At 60.4% G+C, this 24,619-nt stretch carries 20 protein-coding genes and 1 pseudogene; 14 read left to right on the top strand and 7 right to left on the bottom strand.

Annotation, left to right across the window (positions count from 1 at the left end; genetic code table 11):
• Nucleotides 1–16: 16 nt before the first annotated feature.
• The 5 genes from clpX to ACXR0M_RS09460 all read left to right on the top strand — a co-directional run bounded on the left by clpX (nt 17) and on the right by ACXR0M_RS09460 (nt 7,935).
• Nucleotides 17–1,300 (top strand): ATP-dependent Clp protease ATP-binding subunit ClpX, encoded by a 1,284-nt coding sequence (clpX, locus tag ACXR0M_RS09480; RefSeq protein WP_003223632.1) that lies wholly within the window; start codon nt 17–19, stop codon nt 1,298–1,300.
• A 162-nt stretch (nt 1,301–1,462) separates the two neighbouring features.
• On the top strand, nt 1,463–3,859 hold the full coding sequence (gene lon / locus ACXR0M_RS09475) for an endopeptidase La (protein WP_458831650.1): 2,397 nt from the start codon (nt 1,463–1,465) through the stop codon (nt 3,857–3,859).
• Nucleotides 3,860–4,007: 148 nt separating this feature from the next.
• Nucleotides 4,008–4,280, top strand: a complete 273-nt coding sequence (locus ACXR0M_RS09470; RefSeq protein ID WP_008077714.1) for an HU family DNA-binding protein — start codon at nt 4,008–4,010, stop codon at nt 4,278–4,280.
• Between the two features lie 236 nt (nt 4,281–4,516).
• Nucleotides 4,517–6,388 carry a SurA N-terminal domain-containing protein gene (locus tag ACXR0M_RS09465; RefSeq protein WP_458831649.1) on the top strand — a complete coding sequence of 624 codons (1,872 nt, stop codon included), beginning with the start codon at nt 4,517–4,519 and terminating at the stop codon, nt 6,386–6,388.
• Nucleotides 6,389–7,047: 659 nt separating this feature from the next.
• Nucleotides 7,048–7,935: a DUF2242 domain-containing protein gene (locus ACXR0M_RS09460; RefSeq protein ID WP_458831648.1), complete on the top strand. Its 888-nt coding sequence runs from the start codon at nt 7,048–7,050 to the stop codon at nt 7,933–7,935.
• A gap of 419 nt (nt 7,936–8,354) precedes the next feature.
• Here the strand turns inward: ACXR0M_RS09460 and ACXR0M_RS09455 are convergent, their stop codons facing one another.
• On the bottom strand, nt 8,355–9,395 hold the full coding sequence (locus ACXR0M_RS09455; RefSeq protein ID WP_458831647.1) for an AraC family transcriptional regulator: 1,041 nt from the start codon (nt 9,393–9,395) through the stop codon (nt 8,355–8,357).
• A 3-nt stretch (nt 9,396–9,398) separates the two neighbouring features.
• The gene (locus ACXR0M_RS09450) at nt 9,399–10,529 is read right to left on the bottom strand and encodes a nitrilase-related carbon-nitrogen hydrolase (RefSeq protein ID WP_458831678.1); all 1,131 of its coding nucleotides are present in this window, start codon (nt 10,527–10,529) and stop codon (nt 9,399–9,401) included.
• A 206-nt stretch (nt 10,530–10,735) separates the two neighbouring features.
• Here ACXR0M_RS09450 and ACXR0M_RS09445 point away from each other — a divergent pair, with 206 nt between their 5' ends.
• Both ACXR0M_RS09445 and ACXR0M_RS09440 read left to right on the top strand, forming a co-directional pair.
• Nucleotides 10,736–12,775, top strand: a complete 2,040-nt coding sequence (locus ACXR0M_RS09445; RefSeq protein ID WP_458831646.1) for an oxidoreductase — start codon at nt 10,736–10,738, stop codon at nt 12,773–12,775.
• Nucleotides 12,776–12,915: 140 nt separating this feature from the next.
• Nucleotides 12,916–13,830 carry a 1-aminocyclopropane-1-carboxylate deaminase/D-cysteine desulfhydrase gene (locus ACXR0M_RS09440; protein ID WP_458831645.1) on the top strand — a complete coding sequence of 305 codons (915 nt, stop codon included), beginning with the start codon at nt 12,916–12,918 and terminating at the stop codon, nt 13,828–13,830.
• Between the two features lie 161 nt (nt 13,831–13,991).
• Here ACXR0M_RS09440 and ACXR0M_RS09435 read toward each other — a convergent pair whose 3' ends face one another.
• A complete protein-coding gene (locus tag ACXR0M_RS09435) occupies nt 13,992–14,540 on the bottom strand; it encodes a cytochrome b (RefSeq protein ID WP_458831644.1) in 549 nt (182 codons plus the stop codon).
• Nucleotides 14,541–14,864: 324 nt separating this feature from the next.
• Here ACXR0M_RS09435 and ACXR0M_RS09430 point away from each other — a divergent pair, with 324 nt between their 5' ends.
• Nucleotides 14,865–15,509, top strand: a complete 645-nt coding sequence (locus ACXR0M_RS09430) for a hypothetical protein (protein WP_458831643.1) — start codon at nt 14,865–14,867, stop codon at nt 15,507–15,509.
• 217 nt (nt 15,510–15,726) lie between these two features.
• Here ACXR0M_RS09430 and ACXR0M_RS09425 read toward each other — a convergent pair.
• Together ACXR0M_RS09425 and ACXR0M_RS09420 are read right to left on the bottom strand one after the other, a co-directional pair.
• Nucleotides 15,727–15,915 (bottom strand): annotated as a pseudogene (locus tag ACXR0M_RS09425) (2-aminoethylphosphonate--pyruvate transaminase); the annotation flags it as partial.
• A 72-nt stretch (nt 15,916–15,987) separates the two neighbouring features.
• On the bottom strand, nt 15,988–17,376 hold the full coding sequence (locus tag ACXR0M_RS09420) for a type VI secretion system Vgr family protein (protein ID WP_458831642.1): 1,389 nt from the start codon (nt 17,374–17,376) through the stop codon (nt 15,988–15,990).
• A gap of 220 nt (nt 17,377–17,596) precedes the next feature.
• Here ACXR0M_RS09420 and ACXR0M_RS09415 point away from each other — a divergent pair, with 220 nt between their 5' ends.
• A complete protein-coding gene (locus ACXR0M_RS09415) occupies nt 17,597–18,301 on the top strand; it encodes a YebC/PmpR family DNA-binding transcriptional regulator (RefSeq protein ID WP_458831641.1) in 705 nt (234 codons plus the stop codon).
• A 74-nt stretch (nt 18,302–18,375) separates the two neighbouring features.
• Here the strand turns inward: ACXR0M_RS09415 and ACXR0M_RS09410 are convergent, their stop codons facing one another.
• Nucleotides 18,376–19,689, bottom strand: coding sequence for a leucine-rich repeat-containing protein kinase family protein (locus ACXR0M_RS09410; protein WP_458831640.1), 1,314 nt, complete (start codon nt 19,687–19,689; stop codon nt 18,376–18,378).
• 197 nt (nt 19,690–19,886) lie between these two features.
• A complete protein-coding gene (gene zapE, locus ACXR0M_RS09405) occupies nt 19,887–21,008 on the bottom strand; it encodes a cell division protein ZapE (protein WP_458831639.1) in 1,122 nt (373 codons plus the stop codon).
• 285 nt (nt 21,009–21,293) lie between these two features.
• Here zapE and ACXR0M_RS09400 point away from each other — a divergent pair, with 285 nt between their 5' ends.
• The 5 genes from ACXR0M_RS09400 to ACXR0M_RS09380 all read left to right on the top strand — a co-directional run bounded on the left by ACXR0M_RS09400 (nt 21,294) and on the right by ACXR0M_RS09380 (nt 24,336).
• A complete protein-coding gene (locus tag ACXR0M_RS09400; protein ID WP_458831638.1) occupies nt 21,294–21,815 on the top strand; it encodes a Csu type fimbrial protein in 522 nt (173 codons plus the stop codon).
• A 102-nt stretch (nt 21,816–21,917) separates the two neighbouring features.
• Nucleotides 21,918–22,451: a Csu type fimbrial protein gene (locus ACXR0M_RS09395; RefSeq protein ID WP_458831637.1), complete on the top strand. Its 534-nt coding sequence runs from the start codon at nt 21,918–21,920 to the stop codon at nt 22,449–22,451.
• A gap of 20 nt (nt 22,452–22,471) precedes the next feature.
• Nucleotides 22,472–23,008 (top strand): Csu type fimbrial protein, encoded by a 537-nt coding sequence (locus ACXR0M_RS09390; RefSeq protein WP_458831636.1) that lies wholly within the window; start codon nt 22,472–22,474, stop codon nt 23,006–23,008.
• Nucleotides 23,009–23,012: 4 nt separating this feature from the next.
• Nucleotides 23,013–23,513, top strand: coding sequence for a Csu type fimbrial protein (locus tag ACXR0M_RS09385; protein ID WP_458831635.1), 501 nt, complete (start codon nt 23,013–23,015; stop codon nt 23,511–23,513).
• 34 nt (nt 23,514–23,547) lie between these two features.
• Nucleotides 23,548–24,336: a fimbrial biogenesis chaperone gene (locus ACXR0M_RS09380; RefSeq protein WP_458831634.1), complete on the top strand. Its 789-nt coding sequence runs from the start codon at nt 23,548–23,550 to the stop codon at nt 24,334–24,336.
• Nucleotides 24,337–24,619: the final 283 nt, after the last annotated feature.

Genomic DNA, 24,619 nt, shown 5'->3' with positions numbered 1-24,619 from the left:
GATTTGGATCGAACGAATGACTGACACCCGCAACGGCGAGGACAACGGCAAGCTGCTCTATTGCTCCTTCTGTGGCAAAAGCCAGCATGAAGTGCGCAAATTGATTGCCGGCCCCTCGGTCTTTATCTGCGACGAGTGCGTCGACCTGTGCAATGACATCATCCGCGAGGAGGTGCAGGAAGCACAGGCCGAAAGCAGCGCGCATAAATTGCCTTCGCCTAAAGAAATCAGCGGCATCCTTGACCAGTATGTAATCGGTCAGGAGCGTGCGAAAAAGGTTCTGGCCGTAGCGGTGTACAACCACTACAAGCGTCTGAACCAGCGTGACAAGAAGGCTGACGACGTCGAACTCGGCAAGAGCAACATCCTGCTGATCGGCCCGACAGGCTCCGGTAAAACCCTGCTGGCCGAAACACTGGCCCGCCTGCTGAACGTTCCGTTCACCATCGCCGACGCAACCACCCTCACCGAGGCCGGTTACGTAGGTGAAGATGTCGAGAACATCATTCAGAAACTGCTGCAAAAGTGCGATTACGACGTGGAAAAGGCCCAGATGGGCATTGTCTACATCGACGAAATCGACAAGATTTCCCGCAAGTCCGACAATCCGTCGATCACCCGCGATGTGTCTGGTGAAGGCGTGCAGCAGGCCTTGCTCAAGTTGATCGAAGGCACGGTCGCTTCCGTTCCGCCGCAAGGTGGCCGCAAGCATCCGCAGCAGGAGTTCCTGCAGGTCGACACCCGTAACATCCTGTTCATCTGCGGTGGTGCGTTCTCCGGTCTGGAAAAGGTTATTCAAAACCGTTCCACCAAGGGCGGCATCGGCTTCAACGCAGAAGTGCGCAGCAAGGAAGAAGGCAAGAAAGTCGGTGAATCCCTGCGTGAAGTCGAGCCTGACGATCTGGTCAAGTTCGGTCTGATCCCGGAATTCGTCGGTCGTCTGCCGGTCCTCGCGACGCTGGACGAGCTCGACGAGGCTGCGCTGATGCAGATTCTCACAGAGCCGAAAAATGCTCTGACCAAGCAGTATGCCAAGCTGTTCGAGATGGAAGGCGTAGATCTGGAGTTCCGGACCGACGCGCTGAAATCGGTCGCCAAGCGTGCTCTGGAGCGTAAAACCGGTGCCCGTGGCCTGCGTTCGATTCTCGAAGGTGTGCTGCTCGACACGATGTACGAAATTCCTTCGCAGTCTGAAGTGAGCAAAGTCGTCATCGATGAAAGCGTGATTGAAGGCAAGTCCAAGCCACTGTATATCTACGAAAACAGTGAGCCGACGGCCAAGGCAGCGCCGGACGCGTAAGCGTCCCCACTGCCGGAACAAAGAAGGGGCCTTCGGGCCTCTTTTTTTTTAGTCGTTTTTTACATCCGCTTAGCGCTTGTTTTTTTTCGGGGCAGCCCCCATCTTGGTTTCAAGCTTAATTCCATCCGATTACGGCCATATGGCCGCCGTAGAGGCGAAATCATGAAGACCACCATCGAATTGCCTCTCTTGCCATTGCGTGATGTCGTGGTTTATCCGCACATGGTTATCCCGCTGTTCGTGGGGCGCGAGAAATCCATCGAAGCCCTCGAGGCTGCGATGACGGGCGACAAGCAGATTCTGCTGCTGGCCCAGCGAAACCCGGCTGACGATGATCCCGGTGAAGACGCTCTCTATCGCGTAGGCACTATCGCGACCGTGCTGCAGCTGCTGAAGCTGCCGGACGGCACCGTCAAGGTTCTGGTTGAAGGCGAGCAGCGCGGTACCGTTGAGCGCTTCAGCGAGGTCGACGGGCATTGCCGCGCCGAAGTCTCGCTGATCGAAGAAGTCGACGCCGCCGAGCGCGAGTCGGAAGTCTTCGTGCGCAGCCTGCTGTCGCAGTTCGAACAATACGTTCAGTTGGGCAAGAAGGTTCCGGCCGAAGTCCTGTCGTCGCTCAACAGCATCGATGAGCCTGGTCGTCTGGTCGACACAATGGCTGCGCACATGGCGCTGAAAATCGAGCAGAAGCAGGAAATCCTCGAAATCATCGATCTGTCGGCCCGGGTCGAGCATGTGCTCGCCTTGCTGGATGCCGAGATTGACCTGCTGCAAGTTGAAAAACGCATTCGCGGTCGCGTCAAAAAGCAAATGGAGCGCAGCCAGCGCGAGTACTACCTGAATGAGCAGATGAAGGCCATTCAGAAAGAGCTGGGCGACGGTGACGAAGGTCACAATGAAATCGAAGAGCTGAAAAAGCGCATCGATGCGGCCGGCCTGCCGAAAGACGCTTTGGCCAAGGCCACCGCCGAGCTGAACAAGCTCAAGCAAATGTCGCCGATGTCTGCTGAAGCCACTGTGGTGCGCTCTTACATCGACTGGCTGGTGCAGGTGCCGTGGAAGGCGCAAAGCAAGGTACGCCTCGACCTGGCGCGTGCTGAAGACATTCTCGATGCCGATCACTACGGTCTCGAAGAGGTCAAGGAGCGCATCCTTGAGTACCTCGCCGTGCAGAAGCGTGTGAAGAAAATCCGTGGCCCGGTGTTGTGTCTGGTCGGTCCTCCTGGCGTAGGTAAAACCTCGCTGGCGGAGTCGATTGCCCATGCCACCAACCGTAAATTCGTGCGCATGGCCCTCGGTGGCGTGCGTGACGAGGCGGAAATTCGTGGTCACCGCCGGACCTACATCGGTTCGATGCCGGGAAGATTGATTCAAAAAATGACAAAAGTGGGCGTGCGCAACCCGCTGTTCCTGCTCGATGAAATCGACAAAATGGGCAGCGACATGCGTGGCGACCCGGCGTCGGCGTTGCTGGAAGTGCTCGATCCGGAGCAAAACCACAACTTCAACGATCACTATCTGGAAGTCGATTACGACCTGTCCGATGTGATGTTCCTGTGCACCTCGAACTCGATGAACATTCCGCCGGCGCTGCTCGACCGAATGGAAGTCATTCGCCTGCCGGGCTACACCGAAGACGAAAAGATCAACATCGCCGTCAAATATCTCTCGCCGAAGCAGATCGCCGCCAACGGTCTGAAGAAGGGCGAGCTGGAATTCGACGAAGAAGCGATCCGCGACATCATCCGTTACTACACCCGTGAAGCCGGTGTGCGTGGCCTCGAACGTCAGATCGCCAAGGTCTGCCGCAAGGCCGTGAAAGAGCATGCACTGGAAAAACGCTTCTCGGTAAAAGTGACAGCCGACCTGCTGGAGCATTTCCTCGGGGTGCGTAAATTCCGCTACGGCCTGGCAGAGCAGCAGGATCAGATCGGTCAGGTGACTGGCCTGGCGTGGACGCAGGTGGGCGGCGAATTGCTGACCATTGAAGCGGCTGTGGTGCCGGGTAAAGGTCAGCTGATCAAGACCGGTTCGCTGGGCGATGTAATGGTCGAATCGATCACTGCCGCGCAGACCGTTGTGCGCAGTCGGGCGAAGAGCCTGGGCATCCCGCTGGACTTCCACGAGAAGCGCGACACGCATATCCACATGCCGGAAGGGGCGACCCCGAAAGACGGTCCGAGCGCGGGTGTGGGCATGTGCACGGCACTGGTTTCAGCGTTGACGGGGATTCCGGTGCGCGCCGATGTCGCCATGACCGGTGAGATCACCCTGCGCGGTCAGGTCCTGGCCATCGGTGGTCTGAAGGAAAAACTGCTCGCGGCGCATCGCGGCGGAATCAAGATTGTGATTATTCCGGAAGAGAACGTGCGTGATTTGAAGGAGATTCCTGACAATATCAAGCAGGATCTGCAGATTAAACCGGTTAAATGGATTGACGAGGTCCTGCAAATTGCGCTGCAATACGCGCCGGAGCCCTTGCCGGATGTGGCTCCGGAGATAGTTTCCAAGGACGAAAAACGTGAGTCTGATTCAAAGGAAAGAATTAGCACGCATTAATACGTTTTTGCCTGGGGGGCTTCCTTGACAGCTTTTTAGAGCCCTTGTTATAAAGCGGCTCTTAAGTGTCTGTAGGCCATTCAGCACTCGTTTTTGCTTTCACCAAAAAACTTAGAATCATCTCAAAATAGATATAAGGGGACTTAGAGTGAACAAGTCGGAACTGATTGATGCTATCGCTGCATCCGCTGATATCCCGAAAGCTGCTGCTGGCCGTGCGCTGGACGCTGTAATCGAATCCGTCACTGGCGCTCTCAAGGCTGGCGACTCCGTTGTTCTGGTTGGTTTCGGCACTTTCTCCGTGACCGATCGTCCAGCTCGCGTTGGTCGTAACCCACAGACCGGCAAGACGCTGCAAATCGCTGCTGCTAAAAAGCCAGGTTTCAAAGCCGGTAAAGCACTGAAAGAAGCTGTTAACTAAGTTAGTTTGTTTCAGGTTTTTACCCATCCGGGTCGGGGTCATGCCTGACTTGGCAGCGGAGCGGTAGAGCAGGTCGCTGACGCAGTGACCTGTAACGCCGGGATCGAGGGTTCGAGCCCTGTCCGCTCCGCCAGTTACGAGAAGGCGCATCCTCGGATGCGCCTTTCTTCTATCCGGATTCTACCCACACTCCACGGTTGCCAAATTTTTGAAGTTCAACCGTTTCTGGGGGACGCATGCTGCAGAATATCAGGGACAATTCACAAGGCTGGATTGCCAAGACCATTATCGGGGTCATCGTTGCACTGATGGCGCTGACCGGTTTCGATGCCATTTTCAAGGCCACGACGCACACCAACGATGCGGCCAAGGTCAATGGTGAAGAAATCAGCCAGAACGAGCTGAGCCAGGCCGTTGACATGCAACGCCGGCAGTTGATGCAACAGCTGGGCAAGGACTTCGATGCTTCCTTGCTCGACGAAAAAATGCTCCGCGAGTCGGCCCTCAAAGGGCTGATCGATCGCAAGCTGCTGCTGCAAGGCGCAGCACAATCGAAATTCGCTTTCTCCGAAGGTGCACTGGATCAGGTGATCCTGCAGACCCCTGAATTCCAGGTGGACGGCAAGTTCAGTTCCGAGCGCTTCGACCAGGTGATCCGTCAACTGGGTTACACCCGCATGCAATTCCGCCAGATGCTGGCGCAGGAAATGCTGATCGGTCAGCTGCGTGCCGGTGTGGCTGGCAGCGGTTTTGTCACCGATGCCGAGGTGCTGGCTTTCGCCCGCCTGGAAAAACAGACCCGCGATTTCGCCTCGCTGAACGTAAAGGCCGATCCGGCGGCGGTCAAGCTGACCGACGATGAGGTCAAGGCTTACTACGACGAGCACGCCAAGGAGTTCATGACCCCTGAGCAAGTGGTTGTCGATTACGTCGAGCTGAAGAAGTCGTCGTTCTTTGACCAGGTGGCCGTCAAGGACGAAGACCTGCAGGCGGCGTATCAGAAAGAGATCGCCAACCTGTCGGAACAGCGTCGTGCGGCGCACATCCTGATCGAAGTCAACGACAAGACCACCGACGCTCAGGCCAAGGCGAAGATCGAAGAAGTCCAGGCGCGTCTGGCCAAGGGCGAGAAATTCGAAGCGCTGGCCAAGGAGTTCTCGCAGGACCCGGGCTCGGCCAACAATGGCGGTGACCTCGGTTTCGCAGGTCCTGGCGTCTACGATCCAGCCTTCGAAAAAGCCCTGTACTCGCTGAGCAAGGACCAGGTGTCTGCGCCGGTGCGTACCGATTTCGGTTACCACCTGATCAAGCTGCTGGGTGTCGAAGCGCCAGAAGTTCCGACCTTGGCCAGCCTGAAAGACAAGCTGACCCGCGAGCTGAAGACCCAGCAGGTCGAGCAGCGTTTTGTCGAGGCGACCAAGCAATTGGAAGACTCGGCGTTCGAAGCGTCTGACCTGGCTCAGCCAGCAGCCGATCTGAAGCTGACCGTGCAAACCTCCAAGCCGTTCGGCCGTGAAGGTGGCGAAGGTATCGCGGCCAACCGTGCTGTGGTAGCGGCGGCATTCAGCCAGGAAGTGCTGGAAGAAAACGCCAACAGCACCGGCATCGAGCTGGACCCGGAAACCGTGGTCGTGCTGCGTGCCAAGGAGCACCTGAAGCCTGAGCAGTTGCCACTGGAGACCGTCAACACGGCGATCCGCGCACAACTGACCAAAGAGCACGCGAGTGCGGCGGCCAAGACCAAGGCTGATCAGTTGATCGCCAGTCTGCGCGAGGGCAAGACTGCGCTGGACAAGGCGGTTGACGGTCAGAGCTGGAAGGTTGTACCGGCGGCGACCCGCGCGCAGGAAGGGGTTGACCCGACTGTGCTGCAGGCGTTGTTCCGTATGCCGAAACCGGCGGCCAAGGGCAAACCGACGTTCACCAGCGTGACGTTGCAGGACGGTAGCCTGATGATTGTGCGTCTGGATGGTGTGAACGAAGCTGTTGCGCCGACGGATGAAGAGAAGGCGCAGTACCGTCGTTTCCTCGCTTCCCGTGAAGGGCAGCAGGATTTCGCGGCGTTCCGCAAGCAGTTGGAGAGTCAGGCGGACATCAAGCGCTATTGATGTTTGACTGATTGGTTATAGAGAAGCCCTGGCCTGATGGTCGGGGCTTTTTTGTATGCGGGGTGGGGTTTGTGTGAATATCCGTTGTTTTGGGTGTGGCGGCTGGCGGTTTCGCCCTTACGGCGAGTCACCTTTTCCAGACGCCGAAAAGGTAACCCAAAAGGCTTGCTCCTACGTCCGGCCCGCTCGCTGGGGCTCGGGGTCCCTTCGTTCCGGGATTGATCCGGGCGCAGCGCCTACGGTTTGCTTCGCTGCACCTCCTCTCGCTGTGTTTGGCTTCGCCAAACGGTCGCTGCGCTCCCACCCCCGGATCAATCCCTCCACTCAGCCTCCCGACGTCGCCCGTGGATCAAGATCAAAAGCTGCAGCCGAGCTAACGCTCATCCTGTGTAGGAGCTGCCGAAGGCTGCGATCTTTTGATCTTGATCTTGAGGAAGCTGGCTTGCCAGCGATGGCGGCCTGACAGCCGACCATGTTTTAGCTGGATGCACTCCGAGCAACCGCTAACCATCGCGCCCTCACCAATCACATCTCTCTGCGACTTTTTCCGGCAAACAACGGTCAATACGCTTGTAACGTCTTTAAGACACAATCCATGCGCCGCAGGGCCGAGTTCTGTTGCACAATACGCCCCGGACTGTTTTCCCTCAGGATGTTCAATGTTGATTTCCACTCCCATGCGTGTTGTCGGGTTGGCGCTGTTGTTGACCGCTGTTGCTGGCTGTTCGAAGGACAAGCCGATCTATGAGCATGAGAACTTCGATGATTCCGGCACGTTCTCGCGCAATTATCCGGTGGCCGATACCGCAAGTTGCGAGGCGGCTCGTCGTGCGTTGCTCAGTCAGGGCTATATCATCACCAGCAGTGACCCGAAACTGATCAGCGGCCACAAGAGCTTCCAGCAAACCGGTGAGACCCACATGGAGATCAGCTTCAATGTGGTGTGTACCGAAGACGGCAGCTCCAAGCATCATGCGACGATGTTCGCCAATGCCTTGCAGGACCGCTACGCGCTGAAGAAGACCAACAATTCGGCCAGCCTCGGGGTGGGTGTGTTGGGGTCGGTGTCGATGCCGATCGGTTCGTCGGATGATTCGATGGTCAAGGTCGCCAGTGAGACGGTGACCTCGCAGAAGTTTTATGAACGCTTCTTCACCCTGGTCGAGCTGTTCCTGCCAGCGGATGCGAAGAAAGCTGCGCACATTGAAGAGAAGCCCAGGACTGATCTGGGGGTGCCGGAGCCGAAGCCTGCTGCTGTGGCCCCAACTTCACCTGCACCGACGGTTGAGACCGCGCCAGCGCCGCCGCCGGCCGGGATTGTCGAGCCAGCCCAGAGCACCACGCCGGCAGCTCCGGCAGCAACGCCGGCGCCTGCTTCGGTGTCGCCGACGCCAACGGGCTCCGAGCCGGTGGTGCCGCCGGCCGAGTCAGCGCCGATCACCCCGGCACCGAGCACGGAGTCTGCGCCAGCCACCGAAACAATCACGCCGCCGGCCAATCCGAGCAATATCCCGCCGCCATCGGAGCCGATTCCGGCGATGCAATAACTCACACACACATCCCCTGTGGGAGCGGGCTTGCTCGCGAAAGCGGTTGTTCAGTCACATCGATGCTGAATGTACTGACGCTTTCGCGAGCAAGCCCGCTCCCACAGCTGTTTCTGCAGCATGTGAAATCTCGTTACATTCCCCCGACAAAAATCCCGCGATAAATTCCTGACCGCCTGCTACGTTTTATTCATGAAGGCCGGGTTTCATTTTTCTTTCATACGGGCACGATAGGCTCGAGGCACTGGTCATTTGACCGGGCTATTTTGAAACGGGCAGAGGGGGATTACACAATGGACGACTATCAAGAAGAACTGCTCGAATATCAGGCCTACGAACTGGATCAACCCGAACCAGCCGAAGACGCCACCGAGCTGTAAGCATTTGCTTGCAGCTTGCAGCTTGCAGCTTGCAGCTTTTCAGGCCGTTTTCCGGTGACTGCGACGAAACTCGCCAGGCGTCTGGCCGCTCCAGCGTTTGAAGGCGCGTTGAAACGCCTCGGCTGAGGCAAAGCCCAGCAGGTAGGCGATCTCGCCGAACGCCAGTTCGGTGTCGCGAATGTAGGTCATGGCCAGGTCACGGCGGGTGTCATTGAGGATCGCGCGAAACTGCGTGCCTTCCTCGGCCAGTTTGCGGCGCAAGGTCCAAGTCGGTAGTTTCAGGCGTGCCGCCACTTCTTCCAGGTCGGGTTCCCGGCCACCATTGAGCAACGGCCCGAGCAGTTGAGTGATGCGCTCGCGCAAGCTGCGGGTGCGGGTCAATTGCTCCAGTTCCCGTTCGCATAATGCAAGCAAGTGCTTCCAGGTACTCGGGCAGTGTTCCGGGTTGCGCAGGGCGAGGCTGTTCAGGTTCAGACGCAGTTGGTTGCGTTCGGCGCCGAACTGGATCGCAGCGTCGCCCAGCACGCTGTAAGCGTCACGATAGTCTGGCTCGGCGAATTCGATTTCAATGCGCTCGGCGCGCAGTGTTTCGCCCCCGACACTGGACAACTGATGCAGCCAGCCAGCAATGATCGAGTCCACCACGAAGCGGTTATAGGCGTTGTACGGGCTGATCGAGTAGAACCGCAGCCAGGCGCCATGGGTGTCTTCGTGAAAGCTCGACTGGCCGCGATAGTTGGAGCCGTACAGTGGCTCGAAGCGGAGCAGGCAACGGGCGGCCTCGCGCACGGTCGGTGCCTGGGCGGCGGTGACCCCGACCAGTCCCGCCTGGCTCAAGCGGCTGAGCTGGCCCATACGCAGGCCCAGTGCCGGATCGCCGGTCAGCTGGATCGCGCTGTGCCCAAGACGCATGTAACGCGGGATCGACAGTCGCGCCCCGGCCTCGGCCAGACGCGCTGCATCCAGGCCATATTGTTCGAGCAGCGGTTGCGGATCGGCGCCATGGCTGCGTACTGCATCGGCGAGGCTGTGAACGAAACCGACCGACAGATCCCCGAGGCGCATCGGCAATGGTTTCATGGCTTACAACCAGATGTTCAGCAGACGGGCGCCACGGGCTTCGCCATCGGCGAATTGCTGGCCGTTGCTGCTAAGGAAACTCTGCCCGGCACCGGGCTTGTCCCAGAACTGCCCACGCAGGAACACACTCATGCCGGCGATTGCACCGCTCATGGGAGGCTGAGCCGTCAGTGTCAGGCGATGCCACGCCTCACCTTCACTGATCTCCCCGGGCTTGAGGCTGACCGTCCCCGGGGTATTCGAGCCTTTATAGCCAGCCCACGGTTGATCCCACGCACCATGGCCGACCACAAACGCGGGCACCGCCACCAGTTGCGCGCCGAGTTCGTCGAGCTGACGATAATTGTCCGGGTACCAGCTGTCGCTGCCGATCAGCACGCCGAGACGTCCGGCCGGGGTGTCGACCACGGTGATTGCATGGGCGTCTTCACCCTCGAGCACATCGCGCTGTTCGAAAATCGGGTGCATCTGCCGTTGCGGCTGACCCAGCGGCACACCATCACGACCGAACACCACGCTGCTGTTGAACAGCGCGCCACTGCCGGGCTTGAGCTGGCCGTCGCGCACGCTCGGTTCGGGTAGCACGATGGAGCCGGCCACCAGTGTTACCTGGAACTCCTTGGCAAGTCCGCCGAACAGCGCCTGATAATCCTTGGCCATCGACTTGGACTTCATGCGCAGATGCGCGTCATCCAGACGATTCTCACCCTTGGCGCTGAGCCAGGCGCGGGCGAACAGCAGCGGGTTGCTCGCCGCCAGCCAGTTCATTGCTTCGGCCAGCGTCGGCGCCTGATACAGCTCGTCTTTTTCGCCGCTGATCATCAGCCAGGTGCCGACATGCTCGGGCAATACCACCACGGTTTTTTCGTTCAGCAGCCCTTGATCCTGCGCCTGTTGCAGATAAGCCGCGAGTTTGCGATGCAGGCGTTGCGGGCTTTGGTAGTCGGTTGGGAACAGTTCCGGCTGAATGCCCAGCAAGTTGCCGCGATCGGACGGGGTGCCTTGATCGACCGCCAGTTTGATCCGCAGGTCCGACAGGTAATGCCCCGCCGGCCGGTCCGCCGCCCACATGGCGTAGGTGGTGAGGGCGGCAACGATGGCCATGGAAAAACACAGGTACAGAAGTTTGCGCATGAAAACCAACAACAGCCGGGTACTGGGTGTGGCGACTAGGGTAGGGCGCATGCCTGCACTTGCCAAGGGGCGCTGCGCATTTGGATCAATAACTTGTCAGTTTCGGTCATTGAGTGACAGCAGTGCGACTCTTAGTCTGTCGAACATGACTGACGGGGGACGTAGAGCTCCCGCAATTTCCGTGATTGCTCGTTGTGGAGTTACCGATGACCGCCGCTCATTACCCGCACCTGTTGGCCCCGCTTGACCTGGGATTCACCACGCTGCGCAACCGTACCCTGATGGGCTCCATGCACACCGGCCTGGAAGAGAAACCGGGCGGCTTCGAACGTATGGCTGCCTACTTCGCCGAGCGTGCCCGTGGCGGCGTCGGCCTGATGGTGACGGGCGGTATCGGCCCGAATGACGAGGGCGGCGTGTACTCCGGCGCGGCCAAACTGACCACCGAGGAAGAAGCGCTCAAGCACCGCATCGTCACCCGCGCGGTGCACGAGGCGGGCGGCAAGATCTGCATGCAGATTCTCCATGCCGGGCGTTATGCCTACAGCCCGAAGCAGGTCGCGCCGAGTGCGATTCAGGCGCCGATCAACCCGTTCAAGCCCAAGGAGCTGGACGAGGAAGGCATCGAAAAGCAGATCAGCGACTTTGTCACCTGCTCGGTACTGGCCCAGACCGCCGAGTACGACGGCGTGGAAATCATGGGCTCGGAAGGTTATTTCATTAACCAGTTCCTCGCCGCCCACACCAACCACCGCACCGATCGCTGGGGCGGCAGCTACGAAAACCGTATGCGCCTGCCAGTGGAAATCGTCCGCCGCGTGCGTGAAGCGGTCGGCCCGAATTTCATCATTATTTTCCGCCTGTCGATGCTCGATCTGGTTGAGGGCGGCAGCACCTGGGAAGAGATCGTGACCCTGGCCAAAGCCATCGAGCAGGCCGGCGCAACGATCATCAACACCGGCATCGGCTGGCACGAAGCGCGGATTCCGACCATCGCCACCAAAGTGCCGCGCGCCGCGTTCAGCAAGGTCACTGCCAAACTGCGCGGTTCGGTGAGCATTCCGCTGATCACCACCAACCGTATCAACACCCCGGAAATCGCCGAGCAGATTCTTGCCGAGGGCGACGCCGACATGGTCTCGATGGCCCGGCCGTTCCTCGCCGACCCGGACTTCGTCAACAAGGCGGCCGAAGGCCGCGCTGACGAAATCAACACCTGCATCGGCTGCAACCAGGCGTGCCTGGATCACACCTTTGGCGGCAAACTCACCAGTTGCCTGGTCAACCCGCGTGCCTGCCACGAAACCGAGCTCAACTATCTGCCGGTGCAGCAGATCAAGAAAATCGCCGTGGTCGGCGCCGGGCCTGCAGGTTTGTCCGCCGCAACCGTGGCCGCTGAACGCGGGCATCAGGTGACGCTGTTCGATTCGGCCAGCGAGATCGGCGGCCAGTTCAACATCGCCAAGCGTGTGCCGGGCAAGGAAGAATTTTTCGAAACTTTGCGTTACTTCAAGCGCAAGCTGCAGACCACAAATGTCGAGGTGTGCCTGAACACCCGCGTCGACGTGGCGAAACTGGTGGACGGCGGCTACGACGAAATCATCCTCGCCACCGGCATTGCGCCGCGTGTGCCGGCGATTCCGGGCGTCGAGAATGCCAAGGTGTTGAGCTACCTGGACGTGATCCTTGAACGCAAGCCGGTGGGCAAACGCGTTGCAGTGATCGGTGCCGGTGGTATCGGTTTCGACGTTTCCGAATTCCTCGTGCATCAAGGCGTCGCCACCAGCCTGGATCGTGCCGCGTTCTGGAAAGAGTGGGGCATTGATACGAATTTGCAAGCCCGTGGTGGCGTGGCCGGGATCAAAGCCGCACCACACGCACCGGCCCGCGAGGTGTTCCTGCTGCAGCGCAAGAAAACCAAGGTCGGCGACGGCCTGGGCAAAACCACCGGCTGGATTCACCGCACCGGGCTGAAGAACAAGCAGGTACAGATGCTCAACAGCGTCGAGTACCTGAAGATCGACGACCAGGGCCTGCACATCCGCATCGGCGAAGCCGGCGAACCGCAAGTGCTGGCGGTGGACAACATCGTCATCTGCGCCGGCCAGGATCCGCTGCGTGAGCTGCAGGAAGGTCTGGTTGCGGCGGGGCAGAACGTGCACCTGATCGGCGGCGCCGATGTTGCGGCGGAGCTGGATGCCAAGCGCGCGATCAATCAGGGTTCGCGTCTGGCTGCCGAACTTTAACCCTTCTGTAGGAGCTGCCGAAGGCTGCGATCTTTTGACTTTGTTTTCAACAACCAGGATCAAAAGATCGCAGCCTGCGGCAGCTCCTACAGGTTATCCGGGGGCTGTTAGAATCGGTTTTTTCCGATGCAGCAGTGCCCATGCCTGTTCCTTCCGATTGGCTACCCCAAGCCCCGCTCCAATTGCTGCAACTCGACTGGCTCACCCACGCCGGAGTCGAGGTGGCGATCCTGCGTCTGGACCAGATCGACCCGCTGATCAGCGGCAATAAATGGTTCAAGCTGGTCGAACACCTCAAAGCCGCCGATCGCATTGGCGCGCGGGGCATCATCAGCCTTGGCGGCGCGCACTCCAATCATCTGCACGCGTTGGCGGCTGCCGGCAAGCGTCTGGGTTTCGAAACCGTCGGCCTGCTGCGCGGCCATCCGCAGCAAACGCCCACGGTGATGGACTTGCAAGCGTTCGGCATGCGACTGCACTGGCTGGGTTATGGCGGCTATCGGGCACGGCATGAGCCCGGGTTCTGGGGACCGTGGCAGGCGCAGTATCCACATTTGCATGCGGTACCGGAGGGCGGCGGTGGGCTGGCGGGTGCATTGGGCTGTAAAGCGCTCAAGGAACAGGTGACGGCGCAACTGGGCAAACTGGGCTGGTGCGATTATCACGGTTGGTGGCTGGCGTGCGGCACCGGGACGACCCTGGCAGGGCTGGTGCTGGCCGAGGCGGGTGCGAATCCGGTGTACGGCGCGCTGGCGGTGCCCGAAGACCACGGCGTGGCGCAGCAGGTGCAGGCGATTGTTCGCGCGGCCGGAGTGGGGGCGGCGGGTTACGCGTTGTTCGACGCGAGCCGGGGTGGTTTCGCCAAGGTTGACGCGCAGTTGCTTGAGTTCATCGAACGCAGCGAACAGGCCAGCGGCGTGCCGTTGGAGCCGCTGTATACCGGCAAGGCGTTATTGGCGCTGAAGCAGCAGGTTGAAGCGGGCGGGTTCGAATATGGCACGCGGCTGATCTTCGTGCATACCGGCGGCTTGCAGGGGCGACGAGGTCTTCGCTAAGACTATGTGGCGAGGGGGCTTGCCCCCGTTGGACTGCACAGCCGCCCATCTTGGTTAAACGGGGCGCAGGTTCAGTGCGAAGCCGCTTATGGAGCTGCTTTGCAGCTCAACGGGGGCAAGCCCCCTCACCACAATGAATTTTCAAACCTCGGCATCAGTGTTCACCCGCGCTTGGGCATCATCCGCAACAGCGTGTTATCGCCCACCACATAATGGTGATAGAGCCCCGCCAGGGCATGCAGGCCGATCAGCCAATAGCCGATATTGCCGATCAGCACGTGCCAGTGTTCCACTTGCTTGGCCAGCGCCTTGTCTTCATGGACCAGCAGCGGCAGATCGAAGCCGTAGAACATGACTTGATGCCCCTCGGCGCTGGTGATCAGCCAGCCGAGGATCGGCATGCTGATCATGAACAGATACAACAGCCAGTGCATCACCCGCGCCAACAGGGTTTGCCATTGCGCGGATGCGGGGAATATTTTCGGCGCCGGGCCCAGGCTGCGCGCTGCCAGGCGAAACCACACCAGTACGAACACGGTGAGCCCGAGCATGTAGTGCACTTCGCGAATCAGCGTGCGACCGCCACTTCCCTTGGGAAAGATCCCGCGCAACTCCATGCTGGCATAAACCAGTATCAACAGGACCAGCATCAGCCAGTGCAGCAGGACGGACACGGTGCTGTAGCGTGATTCGGAACTTGTCCACGGCATACGGTGTTTCCTCACAGATCAGGGTCGCCACATGCCGTTCTTGTGCGACGGCATGCTTTAACTGTAATCGCGTTCAAGTGTTTTTGCCCGGTGTCGAACGGTTTTTTTGCAGTTGTTGCCAAGTTGACTTGGGTGAAGGCGGTTGCGTAAGTGCTTTATATGATTTTGATCAGGTGTAAAGAGTTGTTGTTTATGTTTTGTATTGGTGTGGATTTGAGTGGTGCAGACGAAGTGGATAATGTTGCTGGCAGGCAGCAATCAGTGTCGCAAGTATCAAAAGTTAATGTGCTGTAAGGCATTCAATGTATTTAAAAGGATTTAAAAATGACAGTCAGTATTATTCTGGATAAAAGACAACAACTGCACATCAGCCGCAAGGCCATGGCAAAGCCTCCGGTCTCTCGGCCATCGGTAAAGCCTCCCGTCAAACCACCTGTTACTCCGGTGAAGCCGCCGATCAAGCCACCAGTGGCCCCGGTGAAGCCGCCGGTCAAGCCACCAGTGGCTCCAGTGAAACCGCCGGTGCCTCCGGTGAAGCCCTCCGTCAAACCACCGGTAAAACCCTTGCCACCCGTCGACAAGGCGCCGGTGGCGCCGGTCAAACCTCCGCTCAGTGTCAGGCCACCGATGCCTTGGCCGACATTGAATATCAACGTTGACCCCGTAGCTCTGATCAATTTGCTGAGTGCCATGGGCGGGTCGAAAAACCCTGATGGTACGATTTCGCTGGTCGATGGCAGTCTCGTCAACCTCGAACAAACGGCGGTCACCCGTCCCGATGGGATCATTCAGCACACGGACGGCCGGGTTGAACATCCTGACGGGCGCATCGTCTGGCCGGACGATACGGTTGAATATCCTGACGGACGTATTGTCTGGGCTGATGGTACCGAGCAACTTCCCGATGGCTCGATCAAATACCCGGATGGTCTGAGTTATGATGCGCAGGGTAACTTGCGGAGTGAATGATCAATAGTGTTTTTGATAATGGTTGCTGAGTGGCGCTAATCAACAAGCGCGGCCAACTTAAATGTTGACCGCGCTTTTTACTTGAACAGACATGCAATTGCTCTGTAGGAGTGAGCCTGCTCGCGATAGCGGTTGATCATTCAACACAGTCGTCGACTGACACGGCCCCATCGCGAGCAGGTTCACTCCTACAGGGGATTTGTGTTTGGGCTTGGGTCTCCAGCACCTCCATCTCGCGCAGCACCTCGCCCACGGCCGCCACGGCCCGGCGCATGTCGTCCGGGCTGACGTGGCCGATACAGCCGACGCGGAAGGTTTCGACCTGGGTCAGTTTGCCCGGGTAGAGGATGTAGCCCTTGGCCTTGACCCGTTCGTAGAAGTCCTTGAAGCGGTAGCGCGGGTCCTGCGCTGGAACTGGACAGCCGCGAGGCGGTGACCGAAGCGGTGGCGGCGCAGCTCCTGCAATTTGGCGCAAGCGCTACGGATCGGCGCTGTTGAGCAGCCAGTCCAGCAGCAGACTGCTGTCGCTCGCCACCGCAGATTCACTGGGTGCGGGAGGGCGCGAGTGGGTGAGGCAGAGGATCGGTCGGTCCGGATCACTGTCGAGGAAACTCACCCACACCTCACTGCCGGCGCGGGGCAGTTCATGGGCGGCGAGGCGGCCATGGACGCCGGTCAGTGCAATCGGTAACCACAGACAAACCACCGCCACCTCGGGCGTCGGCCACAGGTTGACGGCAATGCGCCCCAAGTCGTCCCGTTGCGCGGGCTGACCGGGCGCGCCCGCTATCCGCGCCAGGTGATAACCCGCGATGTTCGGACGCGCTTGTACCAGCGGCGGGCGAAACTCGGTGGACCAGGGCAGGGCGCTGAAATCGTTGAAATAGCGATGCACAGCGCTGTCGGGATCAAGGATCGAGGGGTGTTGGCCTTGGTGCTGCACCTCGGTGATCAGCCATTGTTCGTTGAATGCATTGATCGGATGCTCGCTGATCTGCAACAGATGCCCGCTGCGCAGCGCGCTGCAATCGCTGCGCCCGTGGATAGAACGCGACTGACAGCGCTGGCGTTGCAAGTGGCGGCGGCTGCGTTGTTCGGTGTGGCGCTGCTCACCCGACCACTGCGAGGGATCGAGCGTCGGCACAGGGTGATTGGCCGCATCCTCGGCGACCACCGGCTGACCTCGATTGCGAATGCCCGGCGCGGCCATCAGCGGTGTCGCGTCATGCCGCTGATACGCTGTGCTGAGGCGCGGCGAGGGGCTTGCATCTGCCACGGCGAACGGCACCGGCAGCGGCTCTTGTGGCAGGCTCAGGTTGTCATCGGCAAACACCACGACATGCCCGCGCGGCTGGTGTTCGAAGTGATAGTGAATGCCTTCTTCCTCGCACAGGCGCTGCAGCAACGCCAGATCGCTTTCCTCGTACTGAATGATGAAGGGCCGGGGCGGGTAATGGCCGACGCTCATTTCGATCCGGTAGTCGCCTGTTGTCAGGCCATGTTCACCGAGCAATTGTTCGAGGATTGCCGGCACACTGACCTGCGCGAAGACCCGGCGTCGCGGTGCCTGCGCCAGATTCAGCAACTGCGGAACGAGGCTTAGCCGGTAGCCGATCCGGTGGCTGGCGCGGTGTTCGCAACTGACGCTGTGGATCAGCCCGTGAATGCCGTGGTCAGTGCCCAGACGCAAATACGCCGGTTGGCCCAGCAGGCTGTTCGGGGTAAACGCCGGGGCCAGGCCGATCACCTCAACCTCGAAACGAAAAGGCTGATTGAGCGCCTCCTTGCCACTGAAACGCAGCACCGGCAGACACAATGGGCCGTCGGTGAGGGTCAGGGTGAACGGGGGTTGCTGATCATTGAGCATGCGTAAGGGCTCTGCGGGCAATACGGACGGCAGAGGGTACGAAAAGCCGAGCACGAATGGTCATGGCCATCTGGGTTTTCAGAATTGCCCTACAGGGCGTGGTGAAGATGTCGATTCAACAATGCGTTTTTTTGGTCGATTGCCGACTTTAGGCCGTATAAACTTGGCGCCACGCGTCGGCCAATAGATGTCTCGGCGCCACAGATCAAGAGAGTGAGTAATGGGCGCACAGTGGAAGGTTAAACACAAAGAAGCGGCAGCCAACGCCAAGGGCAAGATCTTCGGCAAACTGGTGAAAGAAATCACCATCGCTGCCCGCAACGGTGCCGATACCGCCACCAACGCACACCTGCGTCTGGTGGTCGAACAGGCCAAGAAAGCCTCGATGCCCAAGGAAACCCTGGACCGCGCCATCAAGAAAGGTGCCGGCCTGCTGGGCGAAACCGTGCAGTACCACCGCGTGACGTACGAAGGTTTCGCACCGCATCAGGTGCCGCTGATCGTCGAGTGCGTGACCGACAACATCAACCGCACCGTGGCGGAAATTCGCGTGGCGTTCCGCAAGGGCCAACTGGGCGCTTCCGGTTCGGTGGCGTGGGATTTCAACCACGTCGGCATGATCGAAGCCGCGCCGGACAGCCCGGACGCCGATCCGGAAATGGCCGCGATCGAGGCCGGTGCCCAGGACTTCGAACCGGGTGAAGAGGGCGCGACCCTGTTCCTGACCGATCCGACCGACCTCGACGCCGTGCAGAAAGCCCTGCCTGAGCAAGGTTTCACCGTGCTGTCGGCCAAACTCGGCTATCAGCCGAAAAACCCGGTCAGCGGCCTGAGCGACGAGCAGATGGCTGAAGTCGAAGCGTTCCTCGAAGGTCTCGACAACCACGATGACGTGCAGGACATGTTCGTCGGTCTGGCGGGCTGAAAGCAAAAGATCGCAGCCTGCGGCAGCTCCTACAGGTACACATGCAGGAGCTGCCGCAGGCTGCGATTTTTTTGTTACAGCGCGCGCAATACCTCAATCACCTCGCCGAACCCCGGCCGCGCCAGCACATCGGCCTGACAGCAACGCCGCTCCAGTTCTTCCAGCGTCTCGCGTCGCTCATCGTTCAACCCCGAGTCGATGCGCGCCAGCAATTCCCCAAGCAGAATCCCGAATGCCCGCACTTCGATGCGTTGCAGCGCGCGGGTTTCCAGATTGTTGACGGTCGCATGGAACGACGCCGCGCCAAAATCCCCCAGCAGACAATCGCCCTGATCGTTCAACAGAATGTTGTGTCCGTACAGGTCGCCGTGGGTGATGCCTTGTCGATGCAGGTGTTCGGCCGCCGAGGCGATGCCGCGGGCAATGTTCAGTGCGACCTCGGCGGTGAATCGGCGATCCTCGTGGTAAACATCCCGTGAGCAACTGGCCAGGCTCGGCAATGCCGCGAGGTTGCGGAAACTCGGGTCGATCAGTTGCATCACCAGCCCGTGCTGCCCGTCAGGATGACCGTGGATGCGGCCTTCGACGCGGATCAGGTTTGGGTGCAGGCCGGCGGTGATGCAGGCGTTCATCTCATGCAACGGTGAGCCGTCGCTGGTCATTTCGCCTTTGTACAACTTCACCGCGACGGGCGTCTGCGTGTGGTCGGCGCGTTGCCACAGCGCCCGGGAAATCACTCCGGATGCGCCTTCACCGAGGCGCTCTTGCAGACGCAGCGCCGACCAGTCGATCAGCGGCGTTGCCTCCAGCGCGGCGGCGTCGGCTTCGGTTTCCAGCGGATTGCCGGCATAGGCCAGCCAGGTCAGGCTCGGCAGAGTCAGCAGCCACTGCGGCAGTTCACGCAGACGGTTGGCGGCGATGCGGATCAGCTCCAGGCGATGGCATTGGCGCATCGACGCTGGCAGCGTTTGCAGGCGATTGCCGGCCAGCAACAGCTTTTGCAGGTAGGGGCGCTCGCCCAGTTCGTCCGGCAGGGTTTCGATGCAGTTATCGGTCAGGATCAACCAGCGCAGTAGCGGCGGCAGTGCTGCGCCCGGCACGTGGCTGATGCGGTTGGCCTTGAAGCCGATCATCGTCAGCGCCGCACATTGAGCGACGCATTCCGGGACCTCGGTGAATTGGTTGTCCGAGCAGAACAGAATGCGCATCCGGGTCAGCCGGTGCAGGTCGTCCGGCAGGCTGCTCAAGGCGTTGCCGCTGAGGTTGAGCACTTCCAGCGTATCGGCCAGCTGGAAAATTTCCCGGGGGAACTCGTTCAGGCCGCAAGACAGGTCGAGCCGGGTAATGCCCGACAACTCGCCGGCGCGCAATTGAGCAAGGGTGTGCATTGGGCAGGTTCACTATCAAAGAAAGAAGCGCCGGGCGCTCGGAATGGGCGACATGATAACGGCAAAGGGCCTGACTTGAACCTGGAGAACACCCGAAATCCTGTGGGAGCGGGCTTGCTCGCGAAAGCAGTGTGTCAGTCGACATCTGCGTCGGCTGATATTCCGTTTTCGCGAGCAAGCCCACTCCCACAGGGGGATCAATGCACTTCCTGCAACTGCCCCAGACGACTGCGGGTGCGGGCCAGATCGATGGCGTTGCCGCCCAGGGCCTTGTGCAGCGGCAGCTGGCTGAGCAGCGTCAGGTGTTTGTCCTGATCGTAGAGCACGTCGATCAGATTGATGAAGCGCTGTTGCGCGGCGGTCGAGCATTCGTCCAGTTCCGGCAGGTCATCGATGATCCACTGGTCGAACCGGCGGCACAGCTCCAGATAATCCATCACCGCCGTTGGTTGCTCACACAGGTCGTTGAAGGTGAAGGCGACCCGCCGCTCCTCGCACAGACGCGCCTGAACGTGGCGGCTGCCCACCGGCAGCGCGATGGCTGGAGCACCTGCGGGCGGCAAGTTCAGGGTTCGGCGCTGTGTCGCTGTTGCCGGCCACACGTAATGGCCCTGTGCAAAAACCTGATGTGCCTGGTGACGCGCCAGGCTGCGGTAATCGTGCGGGCCGCCAACCTCCAGCACTTGCATCCGCGCGTTGATCAGGTCGATCACCGGCTTGAACCGAGCGTGATACAGCGGGTTGGGCAGCAAGCCCTCCGGCGGATAGTTGGAGGTCACCAGCAACAGGACCCCGCGCTTGAACAACGCCTTGAACAGACGGGTGATGAGCATTGCATCGCCGATGTCATGCACATGAAACTCGTCGAAACACACGACCCGGCAATCGCGCAGCAGCGCGTCGAGGGTTACGCCGAGAGCGTCGTCGTGCAGACGATGATCGAACATGCCCTGATGCAGGCGGGCGAAGAACTCATGGAAATGCACGCGCTGTTTTTGCTCAGTCGGCAGTGCGTGAAAAAAGCCGTCGAGCAGCCAGCTCTTGCCGCGTCCGACCGCACCATGCAGGTACAGGCTCGTGGGCGTTCGCCCGCTGGCGCCGAGCAACATGCTGGCCTGTTGCGCCATGCACTCGATCGCTCGCTGCTGACTGTGGCTGAGGGTGTAACCCTGGGCGCGGGCCTTGTGCTGGAAGTAATCACGGATCGCCTGCGCGCTGGCGTCTTGCCCGCCGTTGGCGCTCCGGCCCTTGCCGAACCAGCGGCGCAACGCCGACCAGCGTCGGGTCAGCGGCGATCGTTTGGGCATTCGAAAGGGCACTGCGCAGTCACTCCGTATTCATCGATCCGGCGCCCGGGAGCGCGGCACGTAGTGTAACCAGTGGCACCGCCGACCTGCCATCGCAGCGCGTCGAATGTGGGCGATAACTAGACAGGATTTTCGCTGATGTACAGATATTTTCAGCGATGTCATTCCGGTTGTTGCCAACCTTTCGAAACATTTTCAGCCGCAAAGATGGATCCAATCGACTGGCGGATTCGTCGACCGTTGCTACCCTGAAACTCAATAACGTCATCCAGGTGGTTCCTCACAAGGAATGAGGCAGTGATTGCACGTGTGGTGTTGGGTGTTTTCGGCTTGCTGGCAAGCCCGGTGTTCGCAGCGGACCTTCAGGTCGAAGTCCGCGTTGACGTGCAGCGTGGTTGCCAATTGGTCGGCCAGCAGCGCGGGGCGGGCATCGAACAATTGGGCGTGCTGGATTTCGGCAGCACCGCGCGCCTCGATGATCCGGCCGGTCCCCTGAGCGCGGCGCTGACCAATCAACGCTTGCCGCGACTGGAATGCAACCCGGACACGCCGTATCAGTTGCGCGTCGACGGCGGATTGCACGGTGGCGTCGGCGAGGTTCGTTACATGGCGGGCGCGGCGGGGAGTCAACCGATTCCGTATCGCCTGTATCAGGATGCGGCGCGTCGGGTGCCGCTGGTGGTAGACGTACCGGTCAGTGGCCGGGTGCCGGACACCGGCACGGTGGAGTTGCCGCTGTATGCACGGATCGAGCGCTTGGCGCAGGTGCCACAAGTCAGTCGCTATTCGGATCTGGTGAAGGTCACGGTGACCTGGTAAATGCCGGATTTCAGGCAATTCGCAGGAGGCGGGTTGCGCAGGGAAGGGGCGTTCAATAACGAGCGCAAGGTTGCAGGGATCCTGAAGGAGTAGGAAGGGCGAATGGCAGGCAAGTTCTGGAGGGCAATCGCCACTGCGACGCTGTTGTTGCTCGCTGACAACGCACGGGCCGCGGTCAGTGGGCAGATACAGGCGCGGCTGATCCTCACTGCCGGCTGCGAAGTCAGCAATAGCGCCACCCCTACGACCCCGGTGAACAATTGGGGGATGCTCGATTTCGGCCAGCAGGGGCCGACCTGGAACGCACCGATCAAGGCTGCGCTCGACGGCGACAGCAGCGGCAAACTGCACGTCGCCTGCAATCCTTCGGTCACCGGGTTCACCGTCACCATCGACGGCGGCACCCACGGTGACGGTACCACCCGGCGCCTGAGCAACGGCCGCCAGACCCTGCCCTATCAGCTGTTTCTGGATCCGTCCGGGAGCCAGCACTACAGCATCGGCCAACAACACAATTTCGCTGTCACCAGCGCTGCCCGGATACCGATCCCGGTATTTGGCGCGGTGGTGGCGAATACCCGCGCGCTGCCGGCAGGTGTCTATACCGACACGCTGACGGTGACGCTCGACTGGTAACCCCGTAGAGGACGGACACCATGCGCACGTTTGCATCAAGGATAGGTTTGTCGTTGCTCGGTCTGACGCTGGTTTCCAGTGCTCACGCCGCCACCACGGTCACCGGGCAGGTCACCGCCAGCCTGATTCTCACCAGCAGTTGTCAGGTCAACGGCGCCGGCGGCTCCACCGGGCTGAACTTCGGTGCGCTGAACTTCGGCACCGCCAACAGTCTGTTCACCACCGCCAGCGGCCAGGTATTGGGCGGCGGTGGCGGGGCGCTGTCGATTCTCTGTTCCAGCGGTACCACACCGGTGGTCAAGGTACGCGCCGGCGCCCACGACGGGCAATCACCGGGTGGCGCACGGGCGTTGTACGACGGGGTCGCCAACTACGTGCCATACGATTTCTACACCGATGCCGGCCATTCGCAGCTGTTGCCGATTGACGGCACGATCAGCCTCGCGACCAGCACCGGCGTGGCGCAGACGGTGAACCTCTACGGTCAGGCGGTGGGCAAGGCCGGGCTGCCGGCGGGGACGTACACCGACACCGTCGCTGTTGAACTGACGTTCTGATGCCATGCGCCGCCCGGGCTGCGCCGCGTTGGTCCTGCTCTTTGCGGGCAGTGTGCCGCTGCCGCTGGGGGCGGTGACCAGCCAGAGCTTCCAGGTCAGCGCCACCGTCACGCCGGGGTGTCTGGTGGTGGGCGGCGTGTCGAATTACGGCGGGCTGAATTTCGGCTCTCGATCGGCGTTGACCACCGGCACCGTGCAAGTGGCACTGACCGGCGGCGTGCAGTTGCAATGCACGCCGGGGGTGGCATTGAACATGACGGTCGATGGCGGCCAGTACAACAACAGCGGTCGTCACCTGCAGATCAACAGTGGCAGCGCGCAGGTGGCGTATGCGCTGTTTCGCGATGCGGCCTTCAGCCAGAGCCTGGGCATTGGCCAAAGCGTGGCGGTGGCCTATAGCGATGCAAATAACATCAGCCTGCCGATTTACGGTCAGGTGCAGTTGCCGGGCAATCAGCCTGGGGGGACATACAGCGACGTGTTGCAGGTGCAACTGTCGTGGTGAGGCGACATTTGAATGGCCGACAAGGAGCAGGTTCATGGAGGCAGTTACATCACGCCGATGGTGGGTACAGTGCGCGGTACTGGCGCTGGTCATCTTTGGGGCCGGGCCTGCGCAGGCCGCCAGTTCGGTGCTGATCTGGCCGATCGATCCGGTGCTGGAGGCCGACCAACAGGCCAGTGCCTTGTGGCTGGAGAATCGCGGGACGGAAACCGCCAACCTGCAGATCCGCGTGTTCGCGTGGAGTCAGAGCGCTTTTGCCGAGCAATATCAGAACCAGCGCGAGGTGATCGGCAGCCCGCCGGTGGCGAAGATCGAACCGGGGCAGAAGCAATTGGTACGCCTGACCCGGACCAGAGAGGTGCCGCCGGGGCAGGAACTGGCCTACCGGATCATCATCGACGAAATCCCTGCCGCCCAACCGCCGGCCACCGAGGAGGGCAAAACCGCGGCGGCGATCCGCTTCCAGATGCGCTATTCGGTGCCGTTGTTTGCCTACGGCGCGGGGCTGTGGAGCAAGGAGGACAGCACCCGCCCGCGAGACCCCAAAGGCATCGGCAAACCGCAACTGAGCTGGCGCACGGTGACGGTGGACGGTAGGCCGTATGTCGAAGTGCGCAATCAGGGCGCGGTGCATGCACGGCTGACCGATGTGGCAATTAAACAGGGCGGGCAGCACAAACCGGTAGCCGAGGGCCTGCTCGGTTATGTGCTGCCAGGTGCGGTGATGCGTTGGCCGGCACCGGGACCGCTGGCGGGTGATTCGGCGCTGCAGGTGCGGGTCAATGGCGGGGCGCAGATGCAAAGTGTTGCGCCGGCGCGTTGAGGCAAAGGCATGCGCCGAGACGGCCTCTGTGGCAGGGAGACTTATCTGTGTTGAGGTGATTTATCTGTGTTGAGGTGATTTATCTGTGTTGAGGGGATTTATCTGTGTTGAGGGGATTTATCCCCGATGGGGCGCGTAGCGCCCCCTGCTTTCCCTCATAGTGACGGGCCACCTGAAATGGCGACTGCTGCGCAGCCGATCGGGGAGAAATCCCCTCGCCACAATGAGTAACTACCTGCCATTGAGGGCGGTGACATCAGGAGGATTCAGTCCATTGACGGAC

It is taken from the genome of Pseudomonas sp. Eth.TT006, assembly GCF_054456575.1.
This window is presented reverse-complemented; position numbering and strand designations above follow the sequence as displayed.

Bases quoted from the DNA above. Each gene is read 5' to 3' on its own strand.
- lon (WP_458831650.1), top strand. From the start codon at position 1,463: ATGAAGACCACCATCGAATTGCCTCTCTTGCCATTGCGTGATGTCGTG.
- ACXR0M_RS09455 (WP_458831647.1), bottom strand. From the start codon at position 9,395: ATGAAACCATTGCCGATGCGCCTCGGGGATCTGTCGGTCGGTTTCGTT.
- ACXR0M_RS09430 (WP_458831643.1), top strand. From the start codon at position 14,865: ATGACAGTCAGTATTATTCTGGATAAAAGACAACAACTGCACATCAGC.
- ACXR0M_RS09420 (WP_458831642.1), bottom strand. From the start codon at position 17,376: ATGCTCAATGATCAGCAACCCCCGTTCACCCTGACCCTCACCGACGGC.
- ACXR0M_RS09410 (WP_458831640.1), bottom strand. From the start codon at position 19,689: ATGCACACCCTTGCTCAATTGCGCGCCGGCGAGTTGTCGGGCATTACC.
- ACXR0M_RS09380 (WP_458831634.1), top strand. From the start codon at position 23,548: ATGGAGGCAGTTACATCACGCCGATGGTGGGTACAGTGCGCGGTACTG.
- ACXR0M_RS09440 (WP_458831645.1), top strand. From the start codon at position 12,916: ATGCCTGTTCCTTCCGATTGGCTACCCCAAGCCCCGCTCCAATTGCTG.
- ACXR0M_RS09445 (WP_458831646.1), top strand. From the start codon at position 10,736: ATGACCGCCGCTCATTACCCGCACCTGTTGGCCCCGCTTGACCTGGGA.
- ACXR0M_RS09415 (WP_458831641.1), top strand. From the start codon at position 17,597: ATGGGCGCACAGTGGAAGGTTAAACACAAAGAAGCGGCAGCCAACGCC.
- ACXR0M_RS09465 (WP_458831649.1), top strand. From the start codon at position 4,517: ATGCTGCAGAATATCAGGGACAATTCACAAGGCTGGATTGCCAAGACC.
- ACXR0M_RS09435 (WP_458831644.1), bottom strand. From the start codon at position 14,540: ATGCCGTGGACAAGTTCCGAATCACGCTACAGCACCGTGTCCGTCCTG.
- ACXR0M_RS09390 (WP_458831636.1), top strand. From the start codon at position 22,472: ATGCGCACGTTTGCATCAAGGATAGGTTTGTCGTTGCTCGGTCTGACG.
- clpX (WP_003223632.1), top strand. From the start codon at position 17: ATGACTGACACCCGCAACGGCGAGGACAACGGCAAGCTGCTCTATTGC.
- ACXR0M_RS09385 (WP_458831635.1), top strand. From the start codon at position 23,013: ATGCGCCGCCCGGGCTGCGCCGCGTTGGTCCTGCTCTTTGCGGGCAGT.
- ACXR0M_RS09395 (WP_458831637.1), top strand. From the start codon at position 21,918: ATGGCAGGCAAGTTCTGGAGGGCAATCGCCACTGCGACGCTGTTGTTG.
- ACXR0M_RS09460 (WP_458831648.1), top strand. From the start codon at position 7,048: ATGTTGATTTCCACTCCCATGCGTGTTGTCGGGTTGGCGCTGTTGTTG.
- ACXR0M_RS09450 (WP_458831678.1), bottom strand. From the start codon at position 10,529: ATGCGCAAACTTCTGTACCTGTGTTTTTCCATGGCCATCGTTGCCGCC.